This window comes from Kluyvera ascorbata, from assembly GCF_023195735.1.
In the GTDB taxonomy this organism is placed as follows: Bacteria; Pseudomonadota; Gammaproteobacteria; order Enterobacterales; family Enterobacteriaceae; genus Kluyvera; species Kluyvera ascorbata.
This window is the reverse complement of sequence record NZ_CP096201.1, coordinates 5020060-5042286: the sequence shown is the minus strand read 5'-3', so window position 1 is coordinate 5042286 and position 22227 is coordinate 5020060. Positions and strand designations below refer to the sequence as shown.

General features: G+C 53.0%; 19 protein-coding genes. 2 read left to right on the top strand and 17 right to left on the bottom strand.

Annotated elements, in window-relative coordinates; translation table 11 throughout:
• Window positions 1-111 precede the first annotated feature (111 nt).
• Both glmS and glmU read right to left on the bottom strand, forming a co-directional pair.
• A complete protein-coding gene (gene glmS, locus MY052_RS24065) occupies window positions 112-1941 on the bottom strand; it encodes a glutamine--fructose-6-phosphate transaminase (isomerizing) (protein ID WP_248537980.1) in 1830 nt (609 codons plus the stop codon).
• A gap of 188 nt (window positions 1942-2129) precedes the next feature.
• The gene (gene glmU, locus MY052_RS24060) at window positions 2130-3500 is read right to left on the bottom strand and encodes a bifunctional UDP-N-acetylglucosamine diphosphorylase/glucosamine-1-phosphate N-acetyltransferase GlmU (protein ID WP_035893609.1); all 1371 of its coding nucleotides are present in this window, start codon (window positions 3498-3500) and stop codon (window positions 2130-2132) included.
• 344 nt (window positions 3501-3844) lie between these two features.
• Here glmU and MY052_RS24055 point away from each other — a divergent pair, with 344 nt between their 5' ends.
• Window positions 3845-6022: a right-handed parallel beta-helix repeat-containing protein gene (locus MY052_RS24055; protein WP_248537979.1), complete on the top strand. Its 2178-nt coding sequence runs from the start codon at window positions 3845-3847 to the stop codon at window positions 6020-6022.
• Window positions 6023-6540: 518 nt separating this feature from the next.
• Here the strand turns inward: MY052_RS24055 and MY052_RS24050 are convergent.
• The 13 genes from MY052_RS24050 to asnC form a co-directional block, all read right to left on the bottom strand.
• Entirely contained in the window at window positions 6541-6960 is a 420-nt protein-coding gene (locus MY052_RS24050) for a F0F1 ATP synthase subunit epsilon (protein WP_035893612.1), read from the bottom strand.
• A 20-nt stretch (window positions 6961-6980) separates the two neighbouring features.
• Window positions 6981-8363: a F0F1 ATP synthase subunit beta gene (gene atpD, locus MY052_RS24045; RefSeq protein WP_035893613.1), complete on the bottom strand. Its 1383-nt coding sequence runs from the start codon at window positions 8361-8363 to the stop codon at window positions 6981-6983.
• Window positions 8364-8389: 26 nt separating this feature from the next.
• Entirely contained in the window at window positions 8390-9253 is an 864-nt protein-coding gene (atpG, locus tag MY052_RS24040) for a F0F1 ATP synthase subunit gamma (protein WP_035893615.1), read from the bottom strand.
• 49 nt (window positions 9254-9302) lie between these two features.
• Window positions 9303-10844 carry a F0F1 ATP synthase subunit alpha gene (atpA, locus tag MY052_RS24035; protein ID WP_035893616.1) on the bottom strand — a complete coding sequence of 514 codons (1542 nt, stop codon included), beginning with the start codon at window positions 10842-10844 and terminating at the stop codon, window positions 9303-9305.
• Between the two features lie 12 nt (window positions 10845-10856).
• Window positions 10857-11390 carry a F0F1 ATP synthase subunit delta gene (atpH, locus tag MY052_RS24030; RefSeq protein WP_035893618.1) on the bottom strand — a complete coding sequence of 178 codons (534 nt, stop codon included), beginning with the start codon at window positions 11388-11390 and terminating at the stop codon, window positions 10857-10859.
• Window positions 11391-11404: 14 nt separating this feature from the next.
• Entirely contained in the window at window positions 11405-11875 is a 471-nt protein-coding gene (gene atpF, locus MY052_RS24025; RefSeq protein WP_035893620.1) for a F0F1 ATP synthase subunit B, read from the bottom strand.
• 66 nt (window positions 11876-11941) lie between these two features.
• Window positions 11942-12181: a F0F1 ATP synthase subunit C gene (gene atpE / locus MY052_RS24020; protein WP_000429386.1), complete on the bottom strand. Its 240-nt coding sequence runs from the start codon at window positions 12179-12181 to the stop codon at window positions 11942-11944.
• 46 nt (window positions 12182-12227) lie between these two features.
• Entirely contained in the window at window positions 12228-13043 is an 816-nt protein-coding gene (atpB, locus tag MY052_RS24015; RefSeq protein WP_035893623.1) for a F0F1 ATP synthase subunit A, read from the bottom strand.
• Window positions 13044-13051: 8 nt separating this feature from the next.
• Entirely contained in the window at window positions 13052-13432 is a 381-nt protein-coding gene (atpI, locus tag MY052_RS24010; protein ID WP_123650961.1) for a F0F1 ATP synthase subunit I, read from the bottom strand.
• A gap of 614 nt (window positions 13433-14046) precedes the next feature.
• Window positions 14047-14670: a 16S rRNA (guanine(527)-N(7))-methyltransferase RsmG gene (gene rsmG, locus MY052_RS24005; RefSeq protein ID WP_035893627.1), complete on the bottom strand. Its 624-nt coding sequence runs from the start codon at window positions 14668-14670 to the stop codon at window positions 14047-14049.
• Window positions 14671-14773: 103 nt separating this feature from the next.
• Window positions 14774-16663 (bottom strand): tRNA uridine-5-carboxymethylaminomethyl(34) synthesis enzyme MnmG, encoded by a 1890-nt coding sequence (gene mnmG, locus MY052_RS24000; RefSeq protein ID WP_035893629.1) that lies wholly within the window; start codon window positions 16661-16663, stop codon window positions 14774-14776.
• 373 nt (window positions 16664-17036) lie between these two features.
• Window positions 17037-17486: an FMN-binding protein MioC gene (mioC, locus tag MY052_RS23995; RefSeq protein WP_248537978.1), complete on the bottom strand. Its 450-nt coding sequence runs from the start codon at window positions 17484-17486 to the stop codon at window positions 17037-17039.
• A gap of 88 nt (window positions 17487-17574) precedes the next feature.
• Window positions 17575-18033 (bottom strand): transcriptional regulator AsnC, encoded by a 459-nt coding sequence (asnC, locus tag MY052_RS23990; RefSeq protein ID WP_035893632.1) that lies wholly within the window; start codon window positions 18031-18033, stop codon window positions 17575-17577.
• Between the two features lie 151 nt (window positions 18034-18184).
• On the opposite strand from asnC, the gene asnA reads away from it, so the two are divergent.
• Window positions 18185-19177 (top strand): aspartate--ammonia ligase, encoded by a 993-nt coding sequence (gene asnA, locus MY052_RS23985; RefSeq protein ID WP_035893633.1) that lies wholly within the window; start codon window positions 18185-18187, stop codon window positions 19175-19177.
• A gap of 8 nt (window positions 19178-19185) precedes the next feature.
• Here asnA and viaA read toward each other — a convergent pair whose 3' ends face one another.
• Window positions 19186-20637, bottom strand: coding sequence for an ATPase RavA stimulator ViaA (gene viaA / locus MY052_RS23980; protein ID WP_248537977.1), 1452 nt, complete (start codon window positions 20635-20637; stop codon window positions 19186-19188).
• Entirely contained in the window at window positions 20637-22133 is a 1497-nt protein-coding gene (gene ravA, locus MY052_RS23975) for an ATPase RavA (RefSeq protein ID WP_123650959.1), read from the bottom strand. Before ravA ends, viaA begins: the two co-directional genes overlap by 1 nt.
• Window positions 22134-22227 lie beyond the last annotated feature (94 nt).

The window sequence follows — 22227 nt, the reverse complement described above, 5'->3', positions numbered from 1 at the left end:
CAAAATTTTCTTTTTATGACAGCCCAAAAGTCATGGTTTATGACAGCTTCTGGCGATAAAAAAAATCCGGCTGTGCCTAAAGCAGAGCCGGATCGTTTTAACTAAACGAACTTATTCGACGGTAACCGACTTCGCCAGGTTACGCGGCTGATCCACATCGGTGCCTTTAATCAGCGCCACGTGGTAAGCCAGCAGCTGTAGCGGCACGGTGTAGAAAATAGGTGCAATCACCTCTTCCACATGCGGCATCTCGATGATGTGCATATTGTCGCTGTTGCTGAACGCCGCATCTTTGTCGGCAAACACGTACAGCTCACCGCCGCGCGCGCGCACCTCTTCAATGTTGGATTTCAGTTTTTCCAGCAGTTCGTTATTTGGCGCAACCACGATAACCGGCATGTCCGCGTCGATAAGCGCCAGCGGGCCGTGTTTCAGCTCGCCTGCGGCATACGCTTCCGCGTGAATGTAGGAGATCTCTTTGAGCTTCAGCGCACCTTCTAGCGCGATCGGATACTGATCGCCACGTCCCAGGAACAGCGCGTGATGCTTGTCGGAGAAATCTTCTGCAAGCAGCTCAATGCGTTTGTCCTGCGACAGCATCTGCTCAATGCGGCTTGGCAGCGCCTGCAGCGCATGAACAATCTCATGCTCGACGGAGGCATCCGCCCCTTTCAGGCGCGCCATCTTCGCCACCAGCATCAACAGTACCGTCAGCTGAGTGGTAAACGCTTTGGTGGACGCCACGCCAATTTCCGCCCCGGCATTGGTCATAATCGCCAGATCGGACTCACGCACCAGCGATGAGCCAGCAACGTTACAAATCGCCAATGAGCCCAAATAACCCAGCTCTTTGGTGAGGCGCAGGCCTGCCAGCGTGTCGGCTGTTTCGCCAGACTGCGACAGGGTGATGACCAGGCTGTTCGGGCGAACGGCCGATTTGCGATAGCGGAATTCCGAGGCGATTTCGACGTCGCACGGCATGCCGACCAGTGATTCAAACCAGTAGCGTGCGACCATCCCGGAGTTATAGGAAGTGCCGCAGGCGATAATCTGGATATGCTCAACGCGAGAAAGCAGCGCGTCGGCCTGTGGGCCCAGCTCGCTGAGATCCACTTCGCCGTGGTTAATTCGCCCGGTTAAGGTGTTTTTGATGGCGTTAGGCTGTTCGTAGATCTCTTTCTGCATGTAGTGGCGATAGATACCTTTATCGCCCGCATCGTATTGCAGGTTAGATTCGATTTCCTGACGCTTCACGCTGGCACCGGATTTGTCGAAGACCGCGACCGAACGGCGCGTCACTTCGGCGATATCGCCCTCTTCCAGGAAGATAAAGCGGCGGGTGACCGGCAGCAGCGCCAGTTGATCAGAAGCGATAAAGTTCTCGCCCATGCCGAGGCCGATAACCAGCGGGCTACCGGAGCGCGCAGCCAGCAGCGTGCTTGGGTCGCGGGAGTCCATGATTACCGTGCCGTAGGCACCGCGAAGTTGCGGGATAGCACGCAGTACCGCTTCACGCAGCGTACCGCCCTGTTCCATCTCCCAGTGCACCAGGTGAGCGATCACCTCGGTATCGGTCGCTGAAACAAAAACATAGCCACGCGCTTGCAGCATTTCGCGCAGCGGTTCGTGGTTTTCGATGATGCCGTTATGCACCACCGCAATGTGGTCAGAAACATGCGGATGCGCGTTGCCTTCCGACGGTTCGCCGTGGGTTGCCCAACGGGTATGAGCAATACCGGTGCCGCCCACCAGCGGATGTTCTTCCGCGGCTTGTGACAGCATCTGGACTTTCCCCAGACGACGCAGACGGGTCATATGACCTTCGGCGTCCACCACGGCCAGACCCGCAGAGTCATAACCACGGTATTCCAGACGACGGAGACCTTCGAGAAGGATTTCAGCTACATCACGTTGCGCGACTGCGCCAACAATTCCACACATAGTTTTCTATTCCGATTTTGGCATTATGCCATGCGTTGTCGGTCAACCTGTTGCCCGTATTCCGGGCGCCCCGAGCCTTGTAGAGAGTGGGGTTATTTTTATAGGTACTGCTTTTGGGCGGGAGATTATGTTATCTCCTCACCCCTGTCTGCCTGATGGCGGCTACGCCTTATCAGGCCTACAAAAAACTACTTTTTCTTCACCGGACGCTGCCAGCCTTGCTTGTGTACCTGCGGTACGCGGCTCAGCACCAGTTCGTTATCAGCAACGTCGCGGGTTACGGTAGTGCCAGCCGCGATGGTCACGCCTTTACCAATGGTGACCGGCGCCACCAGCTGGCTGTCGGAACCGACAAAGACATCGTCGCCAATAATCGTTTTAAACTTATTGGCGCCATCATAGTTGCAGGTAATGGTACCCGCACCGATGTTCACGTTGTCGCCAATTTCCGCGTCGCCAAGGTAGGTCAGGTGGCCAGCTTTCGAGCCTTTACCCAGACGCGCTTTTTTCATTTCGACGAAGTTACCCACGTGCGCACCTTCCAGCAGCTCAGCGCCTGGACGCAGACGGGCAAACGGGCCGATGGTGCAAGCGGCTTCCAGATGAGCATCTTCCACCACGCTGTACGGGCTGATTTCGCAGTCGTCGCCGATGGTGGCGTTTTTAATCACGCAGCCTGCACCAATTTTGACGCGATGGCCCAGCACCACGTTGCCTTCAAGGATAACGTTAGTATCAATTTCGACATCACGCCCGTGAGACAGAGTGCCACGCAGGTCAAAGCGCGCCGGGTCACGCAGCATCACGCCAGCCAGCAGCAGTTTTTCTGCCTGCTCGGACTGATAAATACGCTCAAGACGGGAAAGCTGCAGGCGGTTATTCACGCCGTCAGTTTCGCTGATACGTGCCGGGTGAACCGCGGCAATTTCACGGCCTTCGTGGTATGCCATGGCGATAATATCGGTGATATAAAACTCGCCCTGTGCATTGTTGTTGTTCAGTTTCGCCAGCCAGCGCTTCAGGTCCGCGCCGTTAGCAATCAGGATACCGGTGTTGATCTCCTGAATCTGACGCTGTGCGTCGGTGGCATCTTTGTGTTCGACGATGCCGGTCACTTTGCCGTTTTCACGAGTAATGCGGCCATAGCCGCTCGGATCGTCCAGCACCACCGTCAGCAGGCCAATTCCGCCCTGCGGCTTGGCTTCGCGCAGGCGTTGCAGCGTCTCAACGGAGATCAGCGGCACGTCGCCGTAGAGCATCAGAATATCTTCGTCATCCGCGAAGAACGGCGCAGCCTGCTGCATCGCATGACCGGTACCCAGTTGTTCAGCCTGTAGCACCCAGTTCAGGTTATCGTCGGATAAGGTTTGCTTAAGTAAATCACCGCCGTGACCGTACACCAGGTGAACCCGGTTCGCGCCAACATGATTCGCGGCATCAATAACATGCTGCACCATCGGCTTGCCTGCCAGGGTGTGCAGCACTTTTGGGAGATCGGAATACATACGCGTGCCTTTGCCTGCGGCAAGGATCACAACGCTCATGGTACGGTTAGACATAGGTATCCTGTCTGTAGATTAAGTATGAAGTAAACCGGGTTAACGTTGAAAATTCTACATATTTTTCGCCATGAAATGGCTTGATGATAAAACGTTCAACATCCCCTTTCGAACTGATTTTCTTCCCTTATTTTCGTCCATATCAAACGCGTTTGTCTTGTAAGAATTCGGCTCAATCGCCAGATAGCGCGCTATCTCTCTGCTTATATTGTTTTTTTGATACCTGAATAAAGAAATCCGTAATTTAAAACGCCGTTTTATTTACTCATTATTGTGACGAACAAAAAAGAAACAGCGTTTTGATTTGTTGATAATTACGGCGCTCAACCATTCAGGAAGATGATATGAAAAAGAAAATACCTCTGGCTCTGACGCTTTGTAGCGCAGCACTCTCTCTTTCGGCACACGCCCAGGCGCCCCAGCAATGGAAGGCGATCGCTTTTGGACAATCCACTGATCTCAATTTCTCCTCTAACGTGTTGCCGGAGAAAGTGGGAGTTAACAACGTGACGATTGACGGTAAGACACTGACATCAGAGCAGATTGCCTCACTCAGCAAACCTATCACCATTGAAAGCCGTGGCGGTAAGATTGCCAACTCACATGACGGTCTGACCTTTTTCTACACCGCGCTGCCGAGCGATGAGAATTTTGTTCTCTCCGCCACGGTAACCGTCGATCAGTTTGGCCCGGAGAATGGGGCAAAACCTGCGGCCCAGGAAGGTGCTGGGCTACTCGTGCGCGACATTATTGGCATTCCCCGCCAGGAGCCGTTGAAAGAGGGTTATGAAGAGTTTCCTGCGGCATCGAATATGGTGATGAACGCCATTATGACCCAGGATAAAAAAGACGATTATCGCGTGAAGCTACAGGCTATCTCGCGCAACGGCATCACCCAACCGTGGGGTAATGCGGGCTCTGAGATTAAAAAGGTAAGCTACAAGGAAGGCGTTGACCTGCGAGAGTCTCCGGCCTTCCGCCTTAAGCTCGAGCGAACCAACGAGGGCTTTATTACCGCCTGGGCGCCGGTTGGCAGCGAAGAGTGGATAACTCAACAGGTACCGAATGCCGATCTGATTTCGGTTCAGGATAAAAAGCAGTACTACGTAGGTTTCTTTGCCTCCCGTAACGCGAAAATCACCGTGAGTGATGCTTCGCTGACCACGTCGGCAGCCCAGACCGTCGCCTCGAAGCCGTTTATAGCAAAATCCTGGCCGGTGGTGATGCAGGTCGCATCCGGCAGTCAGAGCGCCGGGCTAAACTATACCTTACAGGCGCGAGCTAACTACGATGGTCTGTTCTCAGTGCGCCAGAACGAAGTGGTGATCGGGGAGAATAAACCGGTGAAAGCCGGCGAGATGTTTACCCTGCCAACCACGCTTAAAGACAATAACAGCTTCCAGATTACATTTACCCCCACCAGCGGCAGCGATCGTTCGCCGGTTGAGCAGGAGCTTACCGTCAGCCAGCACAAAGCAGCGGCAAACAGCACGCTGTACGCCGCTGCAAATGGTAAAGCCGATGCCAAAGGCACGGCAGAAGCGCCTCTGGATTTAACCACCGCCATCGCGCTTGTGCCACCGGGCGGTAAAGTGGTGCTGGCAGCAGGCGACTATGCAAAAACGGATATCCCACTCTCCGCAAGCGGCCTTGAGAATGGACGTAAAACGCTGGAAGCCAACGGTAAAGCGGTTATCCACGGTATGTTGCTGGACGGTCACTACTGGACGATTCGTGGTATCGATATTACCGACAAGAGCCTGCGTATTCAGGGAAGCCATAACCTTATCGAAAACGTCACGGCCTATCACAACGACGATACCGGAATTCAGATCTCTTCCGCCGATAAGATCGGTCGCCCGCTCTGGGCAAGCCATAACCGCGTGGTGAACTCAGAGTCTTACAGTAATGAAGATCCGGGTAAGATCAACGCCGACGGTTTTGCGGTGAAGATGCGCGTGGGCGAAGGTAACCGCCTGGAAGGGTGCTATTCCCACGATAACATCGACGACGGTTTCGATCTGTTCAACAAGATTGAAGATGGCGCCAACGGCGTGGTGGTGATTGAGAACTCGATTGCCCGCAATAACACCAGCAACGGCTTTAAGCTCGGTGGCGAAGGCCAGCCGGTGGCCCACGAAATCCGCAATAGCATTGCTATTGGCAACCATCTCGATGGTTTCACCGATAACTTCAACCCGGGCAAGCTGGTGGTGGTGAATAACGTTGCCGTAGATAACCAGCGCTTCAACTTTATCTTCCGCCCAAGCCCGTACGGGGATGCCGCAACTCAGGGCGTGTTCAGCGACAATATTTCTCTGCGCAGCCAGCCGGGGAAATATGACGATGCGGTAGTGGGGAACGTTGATGCCACCAACTACTTCATCGAGAAGGGAAAAAGCATGAATACGGAAGGGAAGGAACTGCGCGCGGAAGATTTCCAGTCGCTGTCATTACCGCAGCCGCTGAAGCGCAATGCGGACGGGAGTTTTGATACCGGGAATTTCCTGACTAAGGATTGAGAAACCACTTTCCCGGCGGCGCTTCGCTTGGCCGGGCTACATGATTGGGTAGCCCGGACGAGGTACGCTAGCACCGACTCCGGGAAACTCTCCGGCCTACAAAATACAAAGGTCGCCGTGAGGCGACCTTCTTCATTTTTGGTTCTGTTTACACCGCATGTGTTGTGGTTTTCGTTAGCGGTACAGCGCTTAACAGAACGGCATCTGACCTACAGGTGAGGCGGCCAGTGCGGTCATCAACCTTACTGGTTGAAAGTACCGAAAGAGATGTTCATAGCGCTGAAAAGGGCGATGATTTTGTTGATCAGTTTCATGATTTTAATCCTGCGATAGTAGTGGTGTTTTCTGTGACTCATGTCACAAAAAGAAGTCTACTCCTCCCATTTTTATCGATCAACATTTTTGTGACTCAAATCACAAAATATTTAAAATACCTTTTCAGTTTCATTTAAATTAAAACAAGACATAAAAAAAGCCAGCCTGGAAACCAGGCTGGCTTTTGGACTTTCAAGCCGGTGTTACATCGCTTTTTTGGTCAACTCGATAACGCGCAGTTTAGCGATAGCTTTGGCCAGTTCCGCAGACGCCTGAGCGTAATCCACGTCACCATGAGAGCTCTTAATGTGCTCTTCAGCCTTACGCTTCGCTTCAATCGCGCGCGCTTCGTCGAGGTCCTGACCGCGAATTGCGGTATCAGCCAGAACGGTCACGCTGCCAGACTGCACTTCAAGAATGCCGCCGGACAGATAGATAAACTCTTCGTGACCGTGCTGTTTAACGATGCGAATCATACCAGGCTTAATGGCGGTGAGCAGCGGGGCGTGGCCCGGGTAAATACCCAGCTCACCTTCGCTACCCGTTACCTGGATTTTCTCGACCAGACCAGAGAACATTTGTTGCTCTGCGCTGACGACGTCCAGGTGGTAAGTCATTGCCATATCACCCTCCGATTAAGGCGTTAAAGTTTTTTGGCTTTTTCCACTGCTTCGTCAATGGAACCGACCATGTAGAACGCCTGCTCCGGCAGGTGATCGTATTCGCCGTCCATGATGCCTTTAAAGCCACGGATGGTGTCTTTCAGCGAAACGTATTTACCCGGAGAACCGGTGAATACTTCTGCTACGAAGAACGGCTGGGACAGGAAGCGCTGAATTTTACGTGCGCGTGCTACCACCAGTTTGTCTTCTTCAGACAGTTCATCCATACCCAGGATGGCGATGATGTCTTTCAGTTCCTGATAACGCTGCAGGATGGACTGAACGCCACGAGCGGTATCGTAGTGTTCCTGACCAACAACCAGCGGATCCAGCTGACGGCTGGTGGAGTCCAGCGGGTCAACCGCAGGGTAGATACCCAGGGAAGCGATCTGACGGCTCAGTACTACGGTTGCATCTAAGTGAGCAAAGGTAGTTGCTGGGGATGGGTCAGTTAAGTCATCCGCAGGTACGTATACCGCCTGTACGGAGGTGATAGAACCGGTCTTGGTGGAAGTGATACGTTCCTGCAGAACGCCCATCTCTTCCGCCAGAGTCGGCTGGTAACCTACCGCTGAAGGCATACGACCCAGCAGTGCAGATACTTCAGTACCGGCCAGGGTGTAACGATAGATGTTATCGACGAACAGCAGTACGTCACGACCTTCGTCACGGAATTTCTCAGCCATGGTCAGACCGGTCAGAGCAACGCGCAGACGGTTTCCCGGTGGCTCGTTCATCTGGCCATATACCAGGGATACTTTATCGATAACGTTGGAGTCGGTCATTTCGTGGTAGAAGTCGTTACCCTCACGAGTACGTTCACCTACACCCGCAAACACGGAGTAACCGGAGTGCTCGATCGCGATGTTACGGATCAGCTCCATCATGTTTACGGTTTTACCAACACCCGCACCACCGAACAGACCGACTTTACCGCCCTTAGCGAACGGACACATCAGGTCGATAACTTTGATACCGGTTTCCAGCAGTTCCTGAGAGCTAGACAGCTCTTCGTAGGAAGGTGCAGCGCGGTGGATAGCCCAACGCTCTTCTTCACCGATGTCGCCTTTCATGTCTACTGGCTGACCCAGTACGTTCATGATACGACCCAGTGTTGCTTTACCTACCGGAACTTCGATTGGGTGCTCGAGGTCTTTAACATCCAGACCGCGACGCAGACCGTCGGAAGAACCCATAGCGATGGTACGTACGATACCGCCGCCGAGCTGCTGCTGAACTTCCAGCACCAGAACTTCATTACCATTCTGCACCTCAAGAGCTTCGTACACGCGCGGTACGGCATCCTGAGGGAATTCGACGTCAACTACGGCGCCGATTACCTGGACAATTTTTCCAGTAGCCATCTTGAATCCTCTACGAATTAACCTGGTTATACCGCGGATGCACCACCGACGATCTCGGTGAGTTCCTGAGTAATGCTGGCCTGTCGAGCTTTGTTGTATACCAACTGCAGCTCTTTAATCAGGCTGCCGCCATTGTCGGTCGCGGCTTTCATCGCCACCATACGTGCGGCCTGCTCGCTGGCCAGGTTTTCTACCACGCCCTGATAGACCTGAGATTCGACATAGCGACGCAGGAGGGTATCCAGCAGCGCTTTCGGATCGGGTTCGTACAGGTAATCCCAGGTTTTACGTTTCAGATCATCATCTTCTGAAGCCGGTAACGGCAGCAGTTGGGTGATCGTCGGCACCTGAGACATGGTGTTAATAAATTTGTTGCTGACAATATAAAGCTTGTCCAGACGACCTTCGTCGTAGGCTTGCAACATCACTTTTACCGGACCGATAAGTTCGGACAGGGCAGGTTTATCGCCCATACCGGTTACCTGAGCGACAATGTTGCCACCTACGGAATTAAAGAAGGACACACCTTTAGAGCCGATCATTGCGAGGTCGCACTGAACGCCTTTTTCGGTCCATGCCTTCATATCCGCCAGCAGTTTCTTGAACAGGTTAATGTTCAAGCCACCGCACAGACCACGGTCGGTAGACACCACCAGGTAGCCCACGCGCTTAACGTCGCGTTCTTCCAGGTATGGGTGCTTATATTCCAGATTACCGTTCGCAAGGTGACCAATCACTTTGCGCATGGTATCTGCATAAGGACGGCTGGCCGCCATGCGATCCTGCGATTTACGCATTTTGGAAGCGGCGACCATCTCCATCGCTTTAGTGATCTTTTGCGTGTTCTGGACGCTTGCGATCTTACTACGTATCTCTTTTGCGCCGGCCATGAGCTTCTCCTCAATGCCTACGGCCTGCCCTAAGACAGGCCGTCAGACTTTACCAGGATTGGGTTGCTTTGAAGGAATCGAGGATGCCTTTCAGCTTGCCTTCGATTTCGTCGTTATAGCCACCGGACTGGTTGATCTCTTGCATCAACGGAGCGTGATCACGGTCAACGTAAGCCAGCAGAGCGGCTTCGAAGCTACCGATTTTCGCCAGTTCTACATCCGCCAGATAACCACGTTCTGCTGCGAACAGAACCAGAGACTGCTGCGCGACTGACATCGGCGCATACTGTTTCTGTTTCAGCAGTTCAGTTACTTTCTGACCATGGTCCAGCTGCTTACGGGTTGCATCGTCAAGGTCAGATGCGAACTGGGAGAACGCTGCCAGTTCACGATACTGTGCCAGAGCGGTACGGATACCACCGGACAGTTTTTTCATGATCTTGGTCTGAGCTGCACCACCAACACGGGATACGGAGATACCCGGGTTAACCGCAGGACGAATACCGGCGTTGAACAGGTTGGTTTCCAGGAAGATCTGACCATCGGTAATGGAAATTACGTTGGTCGGAACGAACGCAGAAACGTCACCCGCTTGGGTTTCGATAATCGGCAGAGCGGTCAGTGAACCGGTTTTCCCTTTCACTTCACCTTTGGTGAAGGCTTCAACGTATTCGGCGTTAACACGCGCAGCACGCTCCAGCAGACGGGAGTGGAGGTAGAATACGTCGCCCGGGAATGCTTCACGTCCTGGTGGACGACGAAGCAGCAGGGAGATCTGACGGTATGCGACAGCCTGTTTAGACAGGTCATCGTAAATGATCAGCGCATCTTCGCCGCGGTCGCGGAAGTATTCGCCCATTGCGCAACCGGCATATGGTGCCAGGTATTGCAGTGCAGCGGATTCAGACGCGGTTGCCACAACAACGATGGTGTTAGCCAGCGCGCCGTGTTCTTCCAGTTTACGTACCACGTTAGAAATGGTGGACGCTTTCTGGCCGATAGCAACGTATACGCACTTGATGCCGGAATCACGTTGGTTGATGATGGCGTCGATTGCCAGCGCGGTTTTACCGGTCTGACGGTCGCCGATGATCAGTTCACGCTGACCACGACCGATTGGGATCATGGCATCAACGGATTTATAACCAGTCTGAACTGGCTGATCAACGGACTGACGTTCGATTACGCCTGGTGCGATAGCTTCAACGGCGGAGAAGCCGTCGTTGTCCAGCGCGCCTTTACCATCGATTGGTGCACCCAGGGTGTTAACCACACGGCCCAGCAGGCCACGGCCAACCGGAACTTCCAGGATACGACCAGTACACTTGACGGTCATGCCTTCGGCAAGGTCAGCGTACGGACCCATTACTACAGCACCTACGGAGTCGCGCTCCAGGTTCAGTGCGATAGCGTAACGGTTACCCGGCAGGGAAATCATTTCACCCTGCATACAATCGGCCAGGCCGTGGATGCGGATAACACCGTCACTTACAGAAACAATAGTACCTTCGTTGTGAGCTTCACTCACAACACTGAACTGAGCAATGCGCTGCTTGATCAGTTCGCTGATTTCGGTGGAATTCAGTTGCATGCTCCAGTCCCCTTAAGACTGCAAGACGTCTGCAAGGCGCTCAAGACGGCCGCGTACGCTGCCATCAATGACCATATCACCCGCACGGATGATAACGCCCGCCATTACAGACTTATCGATTTTGCAATTCAGCTTAACTTTGCGTGACAGACGCTTTTCCATCGCGGCGCTGATTTTCGCAAGCTGTTCTTCATTCAGCGCATTAGCGGAGATGACTTCTACCTCAGAGGTAGCTTCACTCGCGGCGCGCAGATGAATGAACTGCTCGAGAACATCCGGGAGCACTTTAAGACGACCATTTTCAGCCATAACCTTAATCAGGTTCTGGCCGTTTTCGTCCAGTTGCTCACCGCATACTGCGATAAACGACTTAGAGAGCGTTTCCGGTGCCAGCGCACCAGACAGAAGCTCTGCCATTTGTTCGTTCTTCGTCACTTCGGCGGCAAACGCCAGCATGTCCTGCCAGCGATCTACGCTTTTGTGTTCGACGGCAAAGTCAAAAGCTGCTTTGGCGTAGGGGCGAGCTACCGTAACAAATTCAGACATCAGCCCCTCCCTCCTTACAGTTCAGCGACAAGTTTGTCCACGATGTCGCTGTTAGCAGCTTCATCCACGGAACGTTCGATGATCTTCTCGGCGCCAGCAACAGCCAGGATAGCAACTTGCTTACGCAGCTCTTCGCGGGCACGTTTACGCTCAGCATCAATTTCTGCCTGAGCCTGTGCCACGATTTTGTTACGTTCCTGCTCTGCTTCAGTTTTGGCTTCGTCCAGGATCTGAGAGCGACGTTTGTTCGCTTGCTCGATGATTACCTGGGCTTCCGCTTTCGCTTTTTTCAGCTGGTCGGTCGCATTGGCCTGTGCAAGGTCCAAATCCTTTTTAGCTCGTTCTGCAGAAGAAAGGCCGTCAGCAATTTCTTTTTGACGCTTTTCGATGGCTGCCATTAAAGGCGGCCATACGTACTTCATGCAGAACAGAACGAAGAGGACAAACGCGATGGCCTGGCCGAGGATTGTTGCGTTAAGATTCACAGCACAATGCCTCTTTATCTAGTTAACGTTCTGATATTGCTCTTACTTAATTCAAAGCAACGCTTACTACGCGACAGCGAACATCACGTACAGACCCAGACCTACAGCGATCATAGGGATAGCATCCACCAGACCCATAACGATAAAGAACTGAGTACGCAGCAGAGGAATCAGATCCGGTTGACGCGCTGCGCCTTCCAGGAATTTGCCCCCGAGGATGCCGATACCGATCGCAGCACCGATTGCCGCCAGACCCATCATCACAGCGGCAGCCATGTACAGCAGATCCATATTCAGGTTTTCCATGACAGTCTCCAGTTTGTTTCAGTTAAAACGTAGTAGTGTTGGTAAATTAATGCTCTTCAGACGCCATCGACAGATAGACGATCGTCAGAACCATGAAGATGAAGGCTTGCAGCGTAATGATCAGGATGTGGAAAATGGCCCACGGCACATTCAGAATCCACTGTGACCACCACGGCAACAGACCAGCAATCAGAATGAAAATCAGCTCACCGGCATACATGTTGCCGAAAAGTCGCAGACCGAGAGATACCGGTTTGGACAGCAGGCTTACCCCTTCAAGGATTAAGTTGACAGGAATAAATGCCCAGTGATTGAACGGCTGCAGTGTCAGCTCTTTAGTGAAGCCACCGATGCCTTTCATTTTGATGCTGTAGAACAGAATCAGGATAAACACGCCCAGTGCCATAGACAGGGTAATGTTTACGTCCGCAGACGGAACCACGCGCAGCGCCGGCAGGCCCAGTATATGCTCAGCAATATACGGCAGCAGGTCGATAGGCAGTAAGTCCATCAGGTTCATCAGGAAGACCCAGACGAAGATCGTCAGGGCAAGCGGAGCAATAACCTTGCTTTTGCCATGGTACATGTCTTTGACACTGCCATGAACGAAGCCGATTACCAGCTCAATCGCGGTCTGAAATTTACCCGGTACGCCGCTGGTTGCTTTTTTGGCAACGCTACGGAACGTAAGCAGGAACAACAGACCCAGCACCACCGAGAAGAACATGGAGTCAATATTGAGCGTCCAGAAGGTGGCTGGGGGGTTATGCGGATCTACCAGCGAGAAAGTACGCAGGTCCAGCTGAAGGTTATTCAGATGGTGTCCTATGTATTCCTGCGGCGTCATATTTTCAGAAGCCATGATGCCTTTTACCCTTTGTTGTTAATTACAGCGGGCGCCAGTATTTGAACCACTAGCACCAAAATCCATGTAACGATCAGCGGTAAGAATACCGCCTTAAAAACCGCCAACGCCACGACCAGTAACACCAGCATCGCAAGCACTTTGAACGCTTCCCCGAAGGCGAACGTCCAGGCCACTCGGCCTTTAGCGGGTGTATGTACCTGGTGACGCCAGGCAAAAATCATAAACAACATATTAGGCAGTAACACTGCCAGGCCTCCACACGCGGCGGAGATGCCCCAGAAGGGGTCTTTAAGGCTGAACAGCAATCCACTTGCTATCACTGCCAGAAGCTGAATGAACAGAAGCTTTCGAGCAACATTGCGACTCACGAACGACATAGACATCACGTTTGTACTCCTGCTCCCTTTGAGGTATGCCGCGTGTCGTATAAAACGTTCTTTAATGCTCTGAGTCAAGCATCAAAAAGCGGTCAAATTATACGGTGACACCCCGTGATTTCAAACAATAAGTAGCCAAAACGTGAATAAATATTTAATTATTTTTCATTCGCGCTATTTTTCTACTTTTCGCCAAAGTGTGAACGATCGTACAAAACTGCAAATACACCGAAAATAGTGGCTACAAAGCGTGCACGAGATCACATATTAAACATTTTCGAGCAAAACGCATAAATCATTGTAGCAAAACGGATACGCCCATCATTCTGATATCTAAGACTTAATTCGCCCACTCTTTTAAAAACACCGCGATACAGAACAAAAACCATTCATTGACATTTATAATAATTTATTAACATGACAAAAAGACGAACGGGCTGACTTTTAGCAGACTGATATTTTCCATGTTGACTATTTTAAGTCTTAACAAAAAAAGCCGCGTTAAGATGAAGATAAAGTAAAGTTAATTGCTGGTTAAATATAGCAGGTCGCTGGCGCTAATTGTCGCGCATTTGTTAACACCAGAGACCCCACTTTTTCTCTACTTTTTTTGATAAAAATTAAATTTTATTTGCTGTAATAATAACCAAATGACGCTCCCCTTCCAGCTGAGGAACTTTTAACGGCACCACGCTCTCAACGCTAAACGGCGCTGGAAGTTGGGCTATTTCCTCTTCCGGCAGCTGTCCCTTCAATGCGTAAAAGCGCCCAGCTTCACCAGGAAGATGATGACACCAGGTCACCATGTCGGTCAGTGAGGCAAAAGCACGGCTAATCACACCGTCAAACGGCGGTTCAGCCGGAAAATCTTCAACGCGGCTCTGCACCGGTGTGATGTTAGTCAGCGCTAACTCGTGCTGCACCTGGCGTAGAAAGCGGACGCGTTTGCCCAGGCTATCCAGCAAAGTGAAGTGGGCATCAGGGCGCACAATCGACAGCGGAATCCCCGGCAGACCTGGACCCGTACCCACATCGATAAAGCGTTCACCCTCAAGCGAAGGCGCGACCACAATACTGTCGAGAATATGGCGAACCAGCATCTCGTTAGGGTCACGTACGGAGGTCAGGTTGTAGGCTTTATTCCACTTGTGCAGCATATCCACGTAGGCCACAAGCTGGTTTTTCTGGTGATCGGAGAGGGAAATTCCTGCTTCATTCAGCAGTCGAGAGAGTTTGTTGAGCACGGCGAATACCTGTTAGCGATAATCTGCCGGATGACGGCTTCGCCTTATCCGGCTTAGGTTGTAGGCCCGGTCAGCGTAGCGCCGCCGGGCAATGTTCGGTGCATTAAGCGCTGCGGCGCAGCAGCCCTTGTTTTTTGAGCCATACCAGCAGAATGGAGATTGCCGCTGGCGTGATCCCGGAGATACGAGATGCCTGGCCTATCGAGACCGGTTTGTGATCGTTGAGTTTGGCGATCACTTCGTTGGACAGGCCATTAACCTGGCGATAGTCCAGCGTAGCAGGCAGCAAGGTGTTTTCGTTGCGCTGCTGTTTCTCGATTTCATCCTGCTGACGAGCGATATAACCTTCGTATTTGACCTGAATTTCTACCTGTTCAGCCGCCTGCGCGTCTTCCAGCATTGGCGTAAACGGAGTCAGAGCGGTCAGCTGTTCGTAGGTCATTTCCGGACGACGCAGCAGATCTTCGCCGCTGGCTTCGCGGGTCAGTGGGGCACTCAGGTGAGCATTCACTTCGGCTGCAGACTCAGATGACGGTGTAATCCAGGTGGATTTCAGGCGCTGACGTTCACGCTCGATGTTCTCCAGCTTCTCGTTGAAGCGAGCCCAACGAACGTCATCCACCATTCCCAGCTCACGGCCGATTTCGGTCAGACGCAGATCGGCGTTATCTTCACGCAGCATCAGGCGATATTCCGCGCGGGAAGTAAACATGCGGTACGGTTCTTTGGTACCGAGCGTGCAGAGGTCGTCCACCAGCACGCCGAGGTAAGCCTGATCGCGACGCGGCGCCCAGCCTTCTTTGTCGGCAGCCAGACGAGCGGCGTTAAGTCCGGCCAGCATGCCCTGAGCGGCCGCTTCTTCGTAGCCCGTGGTGCCGTTGATTTGACCAGCAAAGAACAGACCGTGGATGAATTTGCTTTCCAGCGTGAGTTTCAGATCGCGCGGGTCGAAGAAATCGTACTCAATGGCGTAGCCAGGGCGAACGATCCGCGCGTTTTCCATCCCTTGCATGGAACGGACAATTTGCATCTGCACGTCAAACGGCAGGCTGGTGGAGATGCCGTTTGGATAAATTTCGTTGGACGTCAGTCCTTCCGGCTCCAGGAAGACCTGATGCTGGTTACGATCGGCAAAGCGCATCACTTTATCTTCGATCGATGGACAGTAACGTGGGCCGATCCCTTCGATCACGCCAGCGTACATTGGGCTGCGATCGAGGTTATTGCGGATCACCTCGTGTGTTTTCTCGTTGGTATGCGTGACGTAGCACGGCATCTGACGAGGGTGCTGAGAGGCGTTCCCCAGGAAGGAGAAGACCGGCAGTGGATTATCACTGTTTTGCTGACCAAGGACGCTAAAGTCGATGGTGCGCGCGTCGATACGCGGCGGCGTACCGGTTTTCAGGCGACTGACGCGCAGCGGCAGTTCACGCAAACGGCGAGACAGCGGGATAGATGGCGGATCGCCAGCACGGCCACCGCTGTAGTTATCCAGACCAATATGAATTTTACCGTCCAGGAATGTCCCTACGGTGAGCACCACCGCTTTAGCGCGGAATTTGAGGCCCATCTGGGTCACGGCGCCAACGACGCGATCGTTCTCAACAATCAGATCTTCAACCGCCTGCTGGAAGATCATCAGGTTCGGCTGGTTCTCCAGCGCGGTGCGTACCGCCTGACGATAGAGCACGCGATCCGCCTGTGCACGAGTAGCGCGAACGGCCGGGCCTTTGCTGGCGTTTAGTATCCTAAACTGAATGCCAGCCTGGTCGATCGCTGTAGCCATCAGGCCGCCAAGGGCATCCACTTCTTTTACCAGGTGTCCTTTCCCAATGCCGCCAATCGCCGGGTTGCAGCTCATCTGCCCCAACGTGTCGATATTGTGTGTCAAAAGCAGAGTCTGTTGACCCATTCGCGCTGCGGCCATCGCGGCCTCAGTGCCTGCATGACCCCCGCCAATGATGATGACGTCAAAAGGATCCTGATAAAACATGGTGGTTTGCCTCGCGTAAAGCGGTTTGAAAATGGATTGAAGCCCGGGCCGTGGATTCTACTCAACTTTAGTCGATGGAGAAAGGGTTCGGATCTTGGGTATTAAAAAGAAGATCTTTTTATTTAGAGATCTGTTCTATTGTGATCTCTTATTAGGATCGCCAACCTTTGTGGATAAGTCCGATCCGGATTTTAAGATCAACCGTTTAAGAAGGATCGTTAGCTGTGAATGATCGGTGATCCTGGTCAGTATAAGCTGGGATCAAAACGAAGGGTTATACACAGGTCAAAAACCAGACAGAAGTTATTCTTTGGATAACTACCGGTTGATCCAAGCTTTTAACCAGAGTTATCCACACAATAAATTCCGATCTTTACAAATCTCTGAGCAAAAGATGCCACGATCCCAGCCAAATTTCGGCCGGATCTTCAGGAATCTCATGTTCGAGTACGTTGATCTTCAGCGTTTCGCCAATCTGTTTGGCCCCGCAGGCCTTCAGTTCGGCATCCAGCTTGTCGATCGCGCCGCAAAACGTGTCGTATTCGCGGCTGCCAATCCCGATTGCGCCGAAGCGAACCTGGGAGAGATCCGGTTTTTGCTCACGTAACGCTTCATATAAAGGCAGCAGGTTGTCAGGAATGTCTCCGGCACCGTGCGTAGAACTGATAACCAGCCAGATCCCTTCAGTTGGCACTTCATCAAGCATCGGTCCGTGCAGCATTTTGCTGGTAAAACCGGCATCTTCCAGTTTTTCAGCCAGATGCTCTGCTACATATTCCGCACTGCCAAGCGTGCTGCCGCTGATAAGAGTAATGTCTGCCATGCTCGCCCACCTTTATATAGAAGGCGCATTGTACGCTGTGAACGAGCTGGGATCTACCTGTGGAAAAATGTGGGATTAAAAAAAACGATCAGGGCTTGATGGTACGCATTATCGGGTTTTGCAGGACGATCAAGGTTTCCGTGGACTGAATTTCATCAATTGTTTGGATCTTGTTGATAAGTACCTGCTGGAGGGCATCGATGGATTTACACATGACTTTAATAAAGATGCTGTAGTGCCCGGTGGTGTAATACGCCTCGGTCACTTCATCCAGGCTTTCCAGTCTTGCTAGTGCCGAAGGGTAATCCTTCGCACTCTTCAGAATGATGCCGATAAAGCAGCCCACGTCATAACCCAGCTGCTTAGGGCTCACGTCGACGTGCGCGCCGGTAATAATGCCCGCCTGCTTCATCTTCTCTACGCGAACATGAATAGTGCCGGGGCTTACGGCGAACTGTTTGGCCAGTTCGGCATAGGCGGTACGGGCATTGGCCATCAGCGCCTCAAGGATGCCGCGATCCAGATTGTCGATTTGATAATTTTCCATAGCTTTTTCTTATGAAGATTGATGATTCACTCTATTTTAGCCTGTTATTTTATTGAATCAAAAGTGTGTTAGGCTTTTTATTGTTTGATTATTGAATTGGTGCCCGGTTTTGTTGCTTAATCAATACCAACAGGACGCAGGAGTAAAAATAATGAAAACCGCATACATCGCAAAACAACGCCAGATTAGTTTCGTTAAATCCTATTTTTCCCGTCAGCTGGAAGAGAAGCTAGGGCTCGTAGAAGTTCAGGCGCCGATCTTAAGCCGCGTGGGAGATGGGACACAGGACAACCTGTCTGGTTGCGAGAAAGCGGTTCAGGTGAAAGTGAAAACACTGCCAGAAGCCCAGTTCGAAGTGGTTCATTCCCTTGCGAAGTGGAAACGTCAAACCCTGGGACAACACGACTTCAGCGCGGGCGAAGGGCTATACACGCACATGAAGGCCCTTCGCCCCGATGAAGACCGACTCACCGCCATTCACTCTGTCTACGTTGACCAGTGGGACTGGGAACGCGTAATGGGTGATGAAGAGCGCCATGCGGGTACGCTGGAAAGCACCGTGAAGGCAATCTGGGCGGGTATTAAAGAAACTGAAATTGCCGTGAGCAAAGAATTTGGTCTGACACCGTTCCTGCCAGAACAGATCCACTTTGTTCATAGCGAAACGCTGCTGAGCCGCTACCCGGGCCTCGATGCGAAAGGCCGTGAGCGCGCGATTGCTAAAGAGCTGGGCGCGGTCTTCCTGATGGGTATCGGCGGTAAACTTTCTGATGGCGAGCGCCACGACGTTCGTGCGCCGGACTATGACGACTGGAGCACGCCAACGGCGTCCGGCCTCTCTGGTCTGAACGGCGATATTCTGGTGTGGAACCCGGTACTGGAAGACGCCTTCGAGCTTTCCTCTATGGGGATCCGCGTCGATGCCAAAGCGCTGAAGCATCAGCTGGCGTTAACCGGTGACGAAGATCGTTTGAAGCTGGAATGGCATCAGGCGCTGCTGCGCGGTGAAATGCCGCAGACTATCGGCGGCGGCATTGGTCAGTCTCGTTTGACGATGCTGCTGCTGCAGCTCTCCCATATCGGGCAGGTGCAGTGCGGCGTATGGCCAGCACAGGTTCGTGAGAGCGTCTCTGCTCTGCTGTAATGCTTAAATCAACGCTGCCAGCGTCTTAGCAGGCGGCTTCTCAACCCGGTATCAAAGCGCCAGATATGATCGAAGATGCGCATGATCCCGGGTTTTCCATGTGCAGACATCGCCACCGCATGAAAACGGTGCTGATATTTGTGCTGCAGATCCCCTACCTTCTTCACCACCTCATCCGGCAGCCGCTGGGCGATAAAATCGGAAATGACTACCGCGTCGGCATCCTGCCACTGCGGGTTTTGCAGCTGCTCGATAACCGCACGTAGGCAGCTCGCCATATCGGTACCGCCGCGAAAGCGCTGATTTAAAAAGCGGATCGCCTGCTCCAGCCCCTGACGGTCCGTCAGTTCGTAGCGCACGACTTCCGTTGAGAACAGCATGATGTAGCAGCGTCGGTTATCCGCCAGCGCCACGCGCATCAGCGCAAGGCAAAACGCTTTGGCGCACTGCTCGTTGAAACCGCCCATTGAGCCAGAGGTATCCACGCAGACCACAAACGGGCCGCGAGGCTGTTCATCCTCATCCTGATGAACCACCGGGCGTTCGGTGACCTTTTCACGCCAGGCATCGCCATGCAGCCGATAGGTCAGCAGCTGCTTCTCCACCAGCCGACGGTAAAATTCATACTCCAGCTCGGTCATTCCCAGCGTTGCCAGCTCTGGCGGTAGCAGGCGCAGGATATCGTCGCTTTGCTGAATGCCATCGACCTGCTCTGGTACGGTTGAGGGTTCGCGCACCATGGTGCGGAAAGTCTCCATCGGCGCGTCTTTCTTTGGCACCGATTTCGCCTCGCGGGAACGCCCAAGCTGCTCCGCCAGGCGCATCAGTTCCGGCTGCTGGCTGAGAAACTCGCCGTATTTGACGATCAGCTGATAGTCGGCACGCTTGAGCTGTCCGGCACTCATATCCCATAGCCGCCCGCCCGCGCTGTCGTTTTCTACCAGCACAGGTTCCAGCTGGCCGCTCAAGGTCATGCGCTCCTGTACTTCGCTCAGCAGCTGTTCGCGCTCTTCTTCCAGCATTTGTTGATTAAGTGACGTCACCTGAACGACCAGGCTCAGGCGCCAGCGCTGCAGGAACAGGGTGTGCAGCGCGGGGGTAAAGGTGGCGTTGTTGGCAACCAGCTGCTGAGCCTGGGCGGCGAACGGTGACCGCAAACGTGTCAGCAGCGCCAGAATCTGCGGTAGTTGGACGATGAACTGTGCGGTAGAGAGAAGCTGGCTCTGCTGATAACAGATAACCTCTTCTTCCAGCTCTGGCGGAACCGGCGCCCCTTTCAGGCGGCCTTTAAAGGTCTCGCGCCAGCGGGGAAGATCGTCGGTGATGGCCGTTTTTAAACGAGGAAACTTTTCAAAAAAGATAGCCAACTGCGGAGAAGCCAGCAGGGCGATGATCATCTCTTCGATCATCCCCTCTTCGCTGACCGCCAGCATGACGTTGAGCGTATCGATAGTCAGCATTAAAGCTGCGCCTGCTTAATTTGCGCGGCCACATCCTGTAGGCTGGCTTCAATACGGCCGAGCCACTCTTCATTAATAAAGAGGCATTTTTGTTGTTCGCTAAAGCGGTTGTGCTGCTGGTGCCACTCTTCATCCAGCGCGAGCAGCTGCTGGCGGATTTCCGCCGGCATATTCTCCGTCGTTCCCGTTCCAGGCAGTGATAAACGTGTTCCCTGAAGGCTGACATCGCGCACCACCAGGTGCTGACTGGCATCGACTTCCATATTCAGCGCCAGCGCAAAGCCGATGCCGTTGAGCTTGCCGCGGATTTCACCGCTTTTCTCCAGCCAGTTGGCCAGCGCCTGACGTTCAAAGGTGATGTGAATAACCTCGATATCGTGCAGCTTGAGCGGTTTTTGCAGCAGCAGCGTGACCGTAGGCGACTGCACCTCAGGTGGCAGCTCGTAGTGCGGTTTGCGGCTGAACATACCGCCCAGGCGCGTCACCTTGAGCGCCGTTTTATCGCTTTGCTGCTGCTGAATTTGCAGACGCTGCTGGGTGATAGCGCCCAGCTTGTTGAGCATGGCCTGTTGCTGCCATGCGTGCCCGGTCATCAAAATATCTATTTGTTGTTGCAGCAGATTTCGGCTCTCTGCATCATGCCAGAGACACTCTTTTAAGAGGATCAGATCGATTGGCGCGATCGTATCGCGGCCGCTAAAGAAGGCGCAGGCCTGAAGCAGGCGGATCGCCTTTTTCCAGCGACGGTCGGAAACGTAAGGCGCATTCGGCAGGTTATCGAGCTGCTGGCGCAGGGTGAAGATCAGTTCAAACACCGCATCCGGCAGCTTCACATTGCCGATATCCTTCTGCCACTGGAAGTACTCTTCATCAGTGACCTGAAGGTTGGCTGGAATCGGGTTGTCGTTCTCGTCCTGCTGGCTAATCAACATCGAGCGGAAATTGCCTTTATCCTGCACTTTATCGAGCCACAGGCGAATCAGCATACGGTCGTACAGCGCTTCAAGGCTGCTTTCCGCTTCCGGCAGTTCATTGGAGGCGGTCACCAGCAGGCGCATTGGAATTTTTTCGACGCTGGCGCCGTTACGAAAGTGACGCTCGTTGATGGCGGTCAATAGGGTGTTCAGAATCGCCGGGCCAGCTTTCCAGATCTCATCAAGAAAGACGATTTCCGCTTCGGGCAAATAACCCGCGGTCAGACGCTCATAGCGCCCTTCATCTTTTAAGGCCTGAATAGAGAGCGGGCCGAATACCTCTTCCGGCGTAGAGAAACGGGTCATCAGGTATTCAAAGGCGCGGGCGTGCTGGAAGGCAAACTTCAGGCGGCGGGCTATCAGGCTTTTGGCGATGCCGGGAGGGCCGAGTAAAAACACGCTCTCACCGCTCAGGGCCGCCAGCAGGCACAGCCGCATGGCGTGGCTACGCTCAAAAAGGCCTTTCTCCAGCGCGCTGCTCAGGCGCGAAATTCTTTCTGCTAATAAATGTGGTTGCGCCATAATTAAGTTGCGTCCTTTCATCGTTTATTCTGCTAACTGGCTGAGTATAGACGTATAACTCTTTAGGTGAATAGCCTGAATAGTACCTCGCTAT

What these genes read in the sequence shown, in the direction of transcription:
- glmS (WP_248537980.1), bottom strand. Translation starts at nt 1,941, where the DNA reads ATGTGTGGAATTGTTGGCGCAGTCGCGCAACGTGATGTAGCTGAAATC.
- glmU (WP_035893609.1), bottom strand. Translation starts at nt 3,500, where the DNA reads ATGTCTAACCGTACCATGAGCGTTGTGATCCTTGCCGCAGGCAAAGGC.
- MY052_RS24055 (WP_248537979.1), top strand. Translation starts at nt 3,845, where the DNA reads ATGAAAAAGAAAATACCTCTGGCTCTGACGCTTTGTAGCGCAGCACTC.
- MY052_RS24050 (WP_035893612.1), bottom strand. Translation starts at nt 6,960, where the DNA reads ATGGCAATGACTTACCACCTGGACGTCGTCAGCGCAGAGCAACAAATG.
- atpD (WP_035893613.1), bottom strand. Translation starts at nt 8,363, where the DNA reads ATGGCTACTGGAAAAATTGTCCAGGTAATCGGCGCCGTAGTTGACGTC.
- atpG (WP_035893615.1), bottom strand. Translation starts at nt 9,253, where the DNA reads ATGGCCGGCGCAAAAGAGATACGTAGTAAGATCGCAAGCGTCCAGAAC.
- atpA (WP_035893616.1), bottom strand. Translation starts at nt 10,844, where the DNA reads ATGCAACTGAATTCCACCGAAATCAGCGAACTGATCAAGCAGCGCATT.
- atpH (WP_035893618.1), bottom strand. Translation starts at nt 11,390, where the DNA reads ATGTCTGAATTTGTTACGGTAGCTCGCCCCTACGCCAAAGCAGCTTTT.
- atpE (WP_000429386.1), bottom strand. Translation starts at nt 12,181, where the DNA reads ATGGAAAACCTGAATATGGATCTGCTGTACATGGCTGCCGCTGTGATG.
- atpB (WP_035893623.1), bottom strand. Translation starts at nt 13,043, where the DNA reads ATGGCTTCTGAAAATATGACGCCGCAGGAATACATAGGACACCATCTG.
- atpI (WP_123650961.1), bottom strand. Translation starts at nt 13,432, where the DNA reads ATGTCTATGTCGTTCGTGAGTCGCAATGTTGCTCGAAAGCTTCTGTTC.
- mnmG (WP_035893629.1), bottom strand. Translation starts at nt 16,663, where the DNA reads ATGTTTTATCAGGATCCTTTTGACGTCATCATCATTGGCGGGGGTCAT.
- mioC (WP_248537978.1), bottom strand. Translation starts at nt 17,486, where the DNA reads ATGGCAGACATTACTCTTATCAGCGGCAGCACGCTTGGCAGTGCGGAA.
- asnC (WP_035893632.1), bottom strand. Translation starts at nt 18,033, where the DNA reads ATGGAAAATTATCAAATCGACAATCTGGATCGCGGCATCCTTGAGGCG.
- asnA (WP_035893633.1), top strand. Translation starts at nt 18,185, where the DNA reads ATGAAAACCGCATACATCGCAAAACAACGCCAGATTAGTTTCGTTAAA.
- viaA (WP_248537977.1), bottom strand. Translation starts at nt 20,637, where the DNA reads ATGCTGACTATCGATACGCTCAACGTCATGCTGGCGGTCAGCGAAGAG.
- ravA (WP_123650959.1), bottom strand. Translation starts at nt 22,133, where the DNA reads ATGGCGCAACCACATTTATTAGCAGAAAGAATTTCGCGCCTGAGCAGC.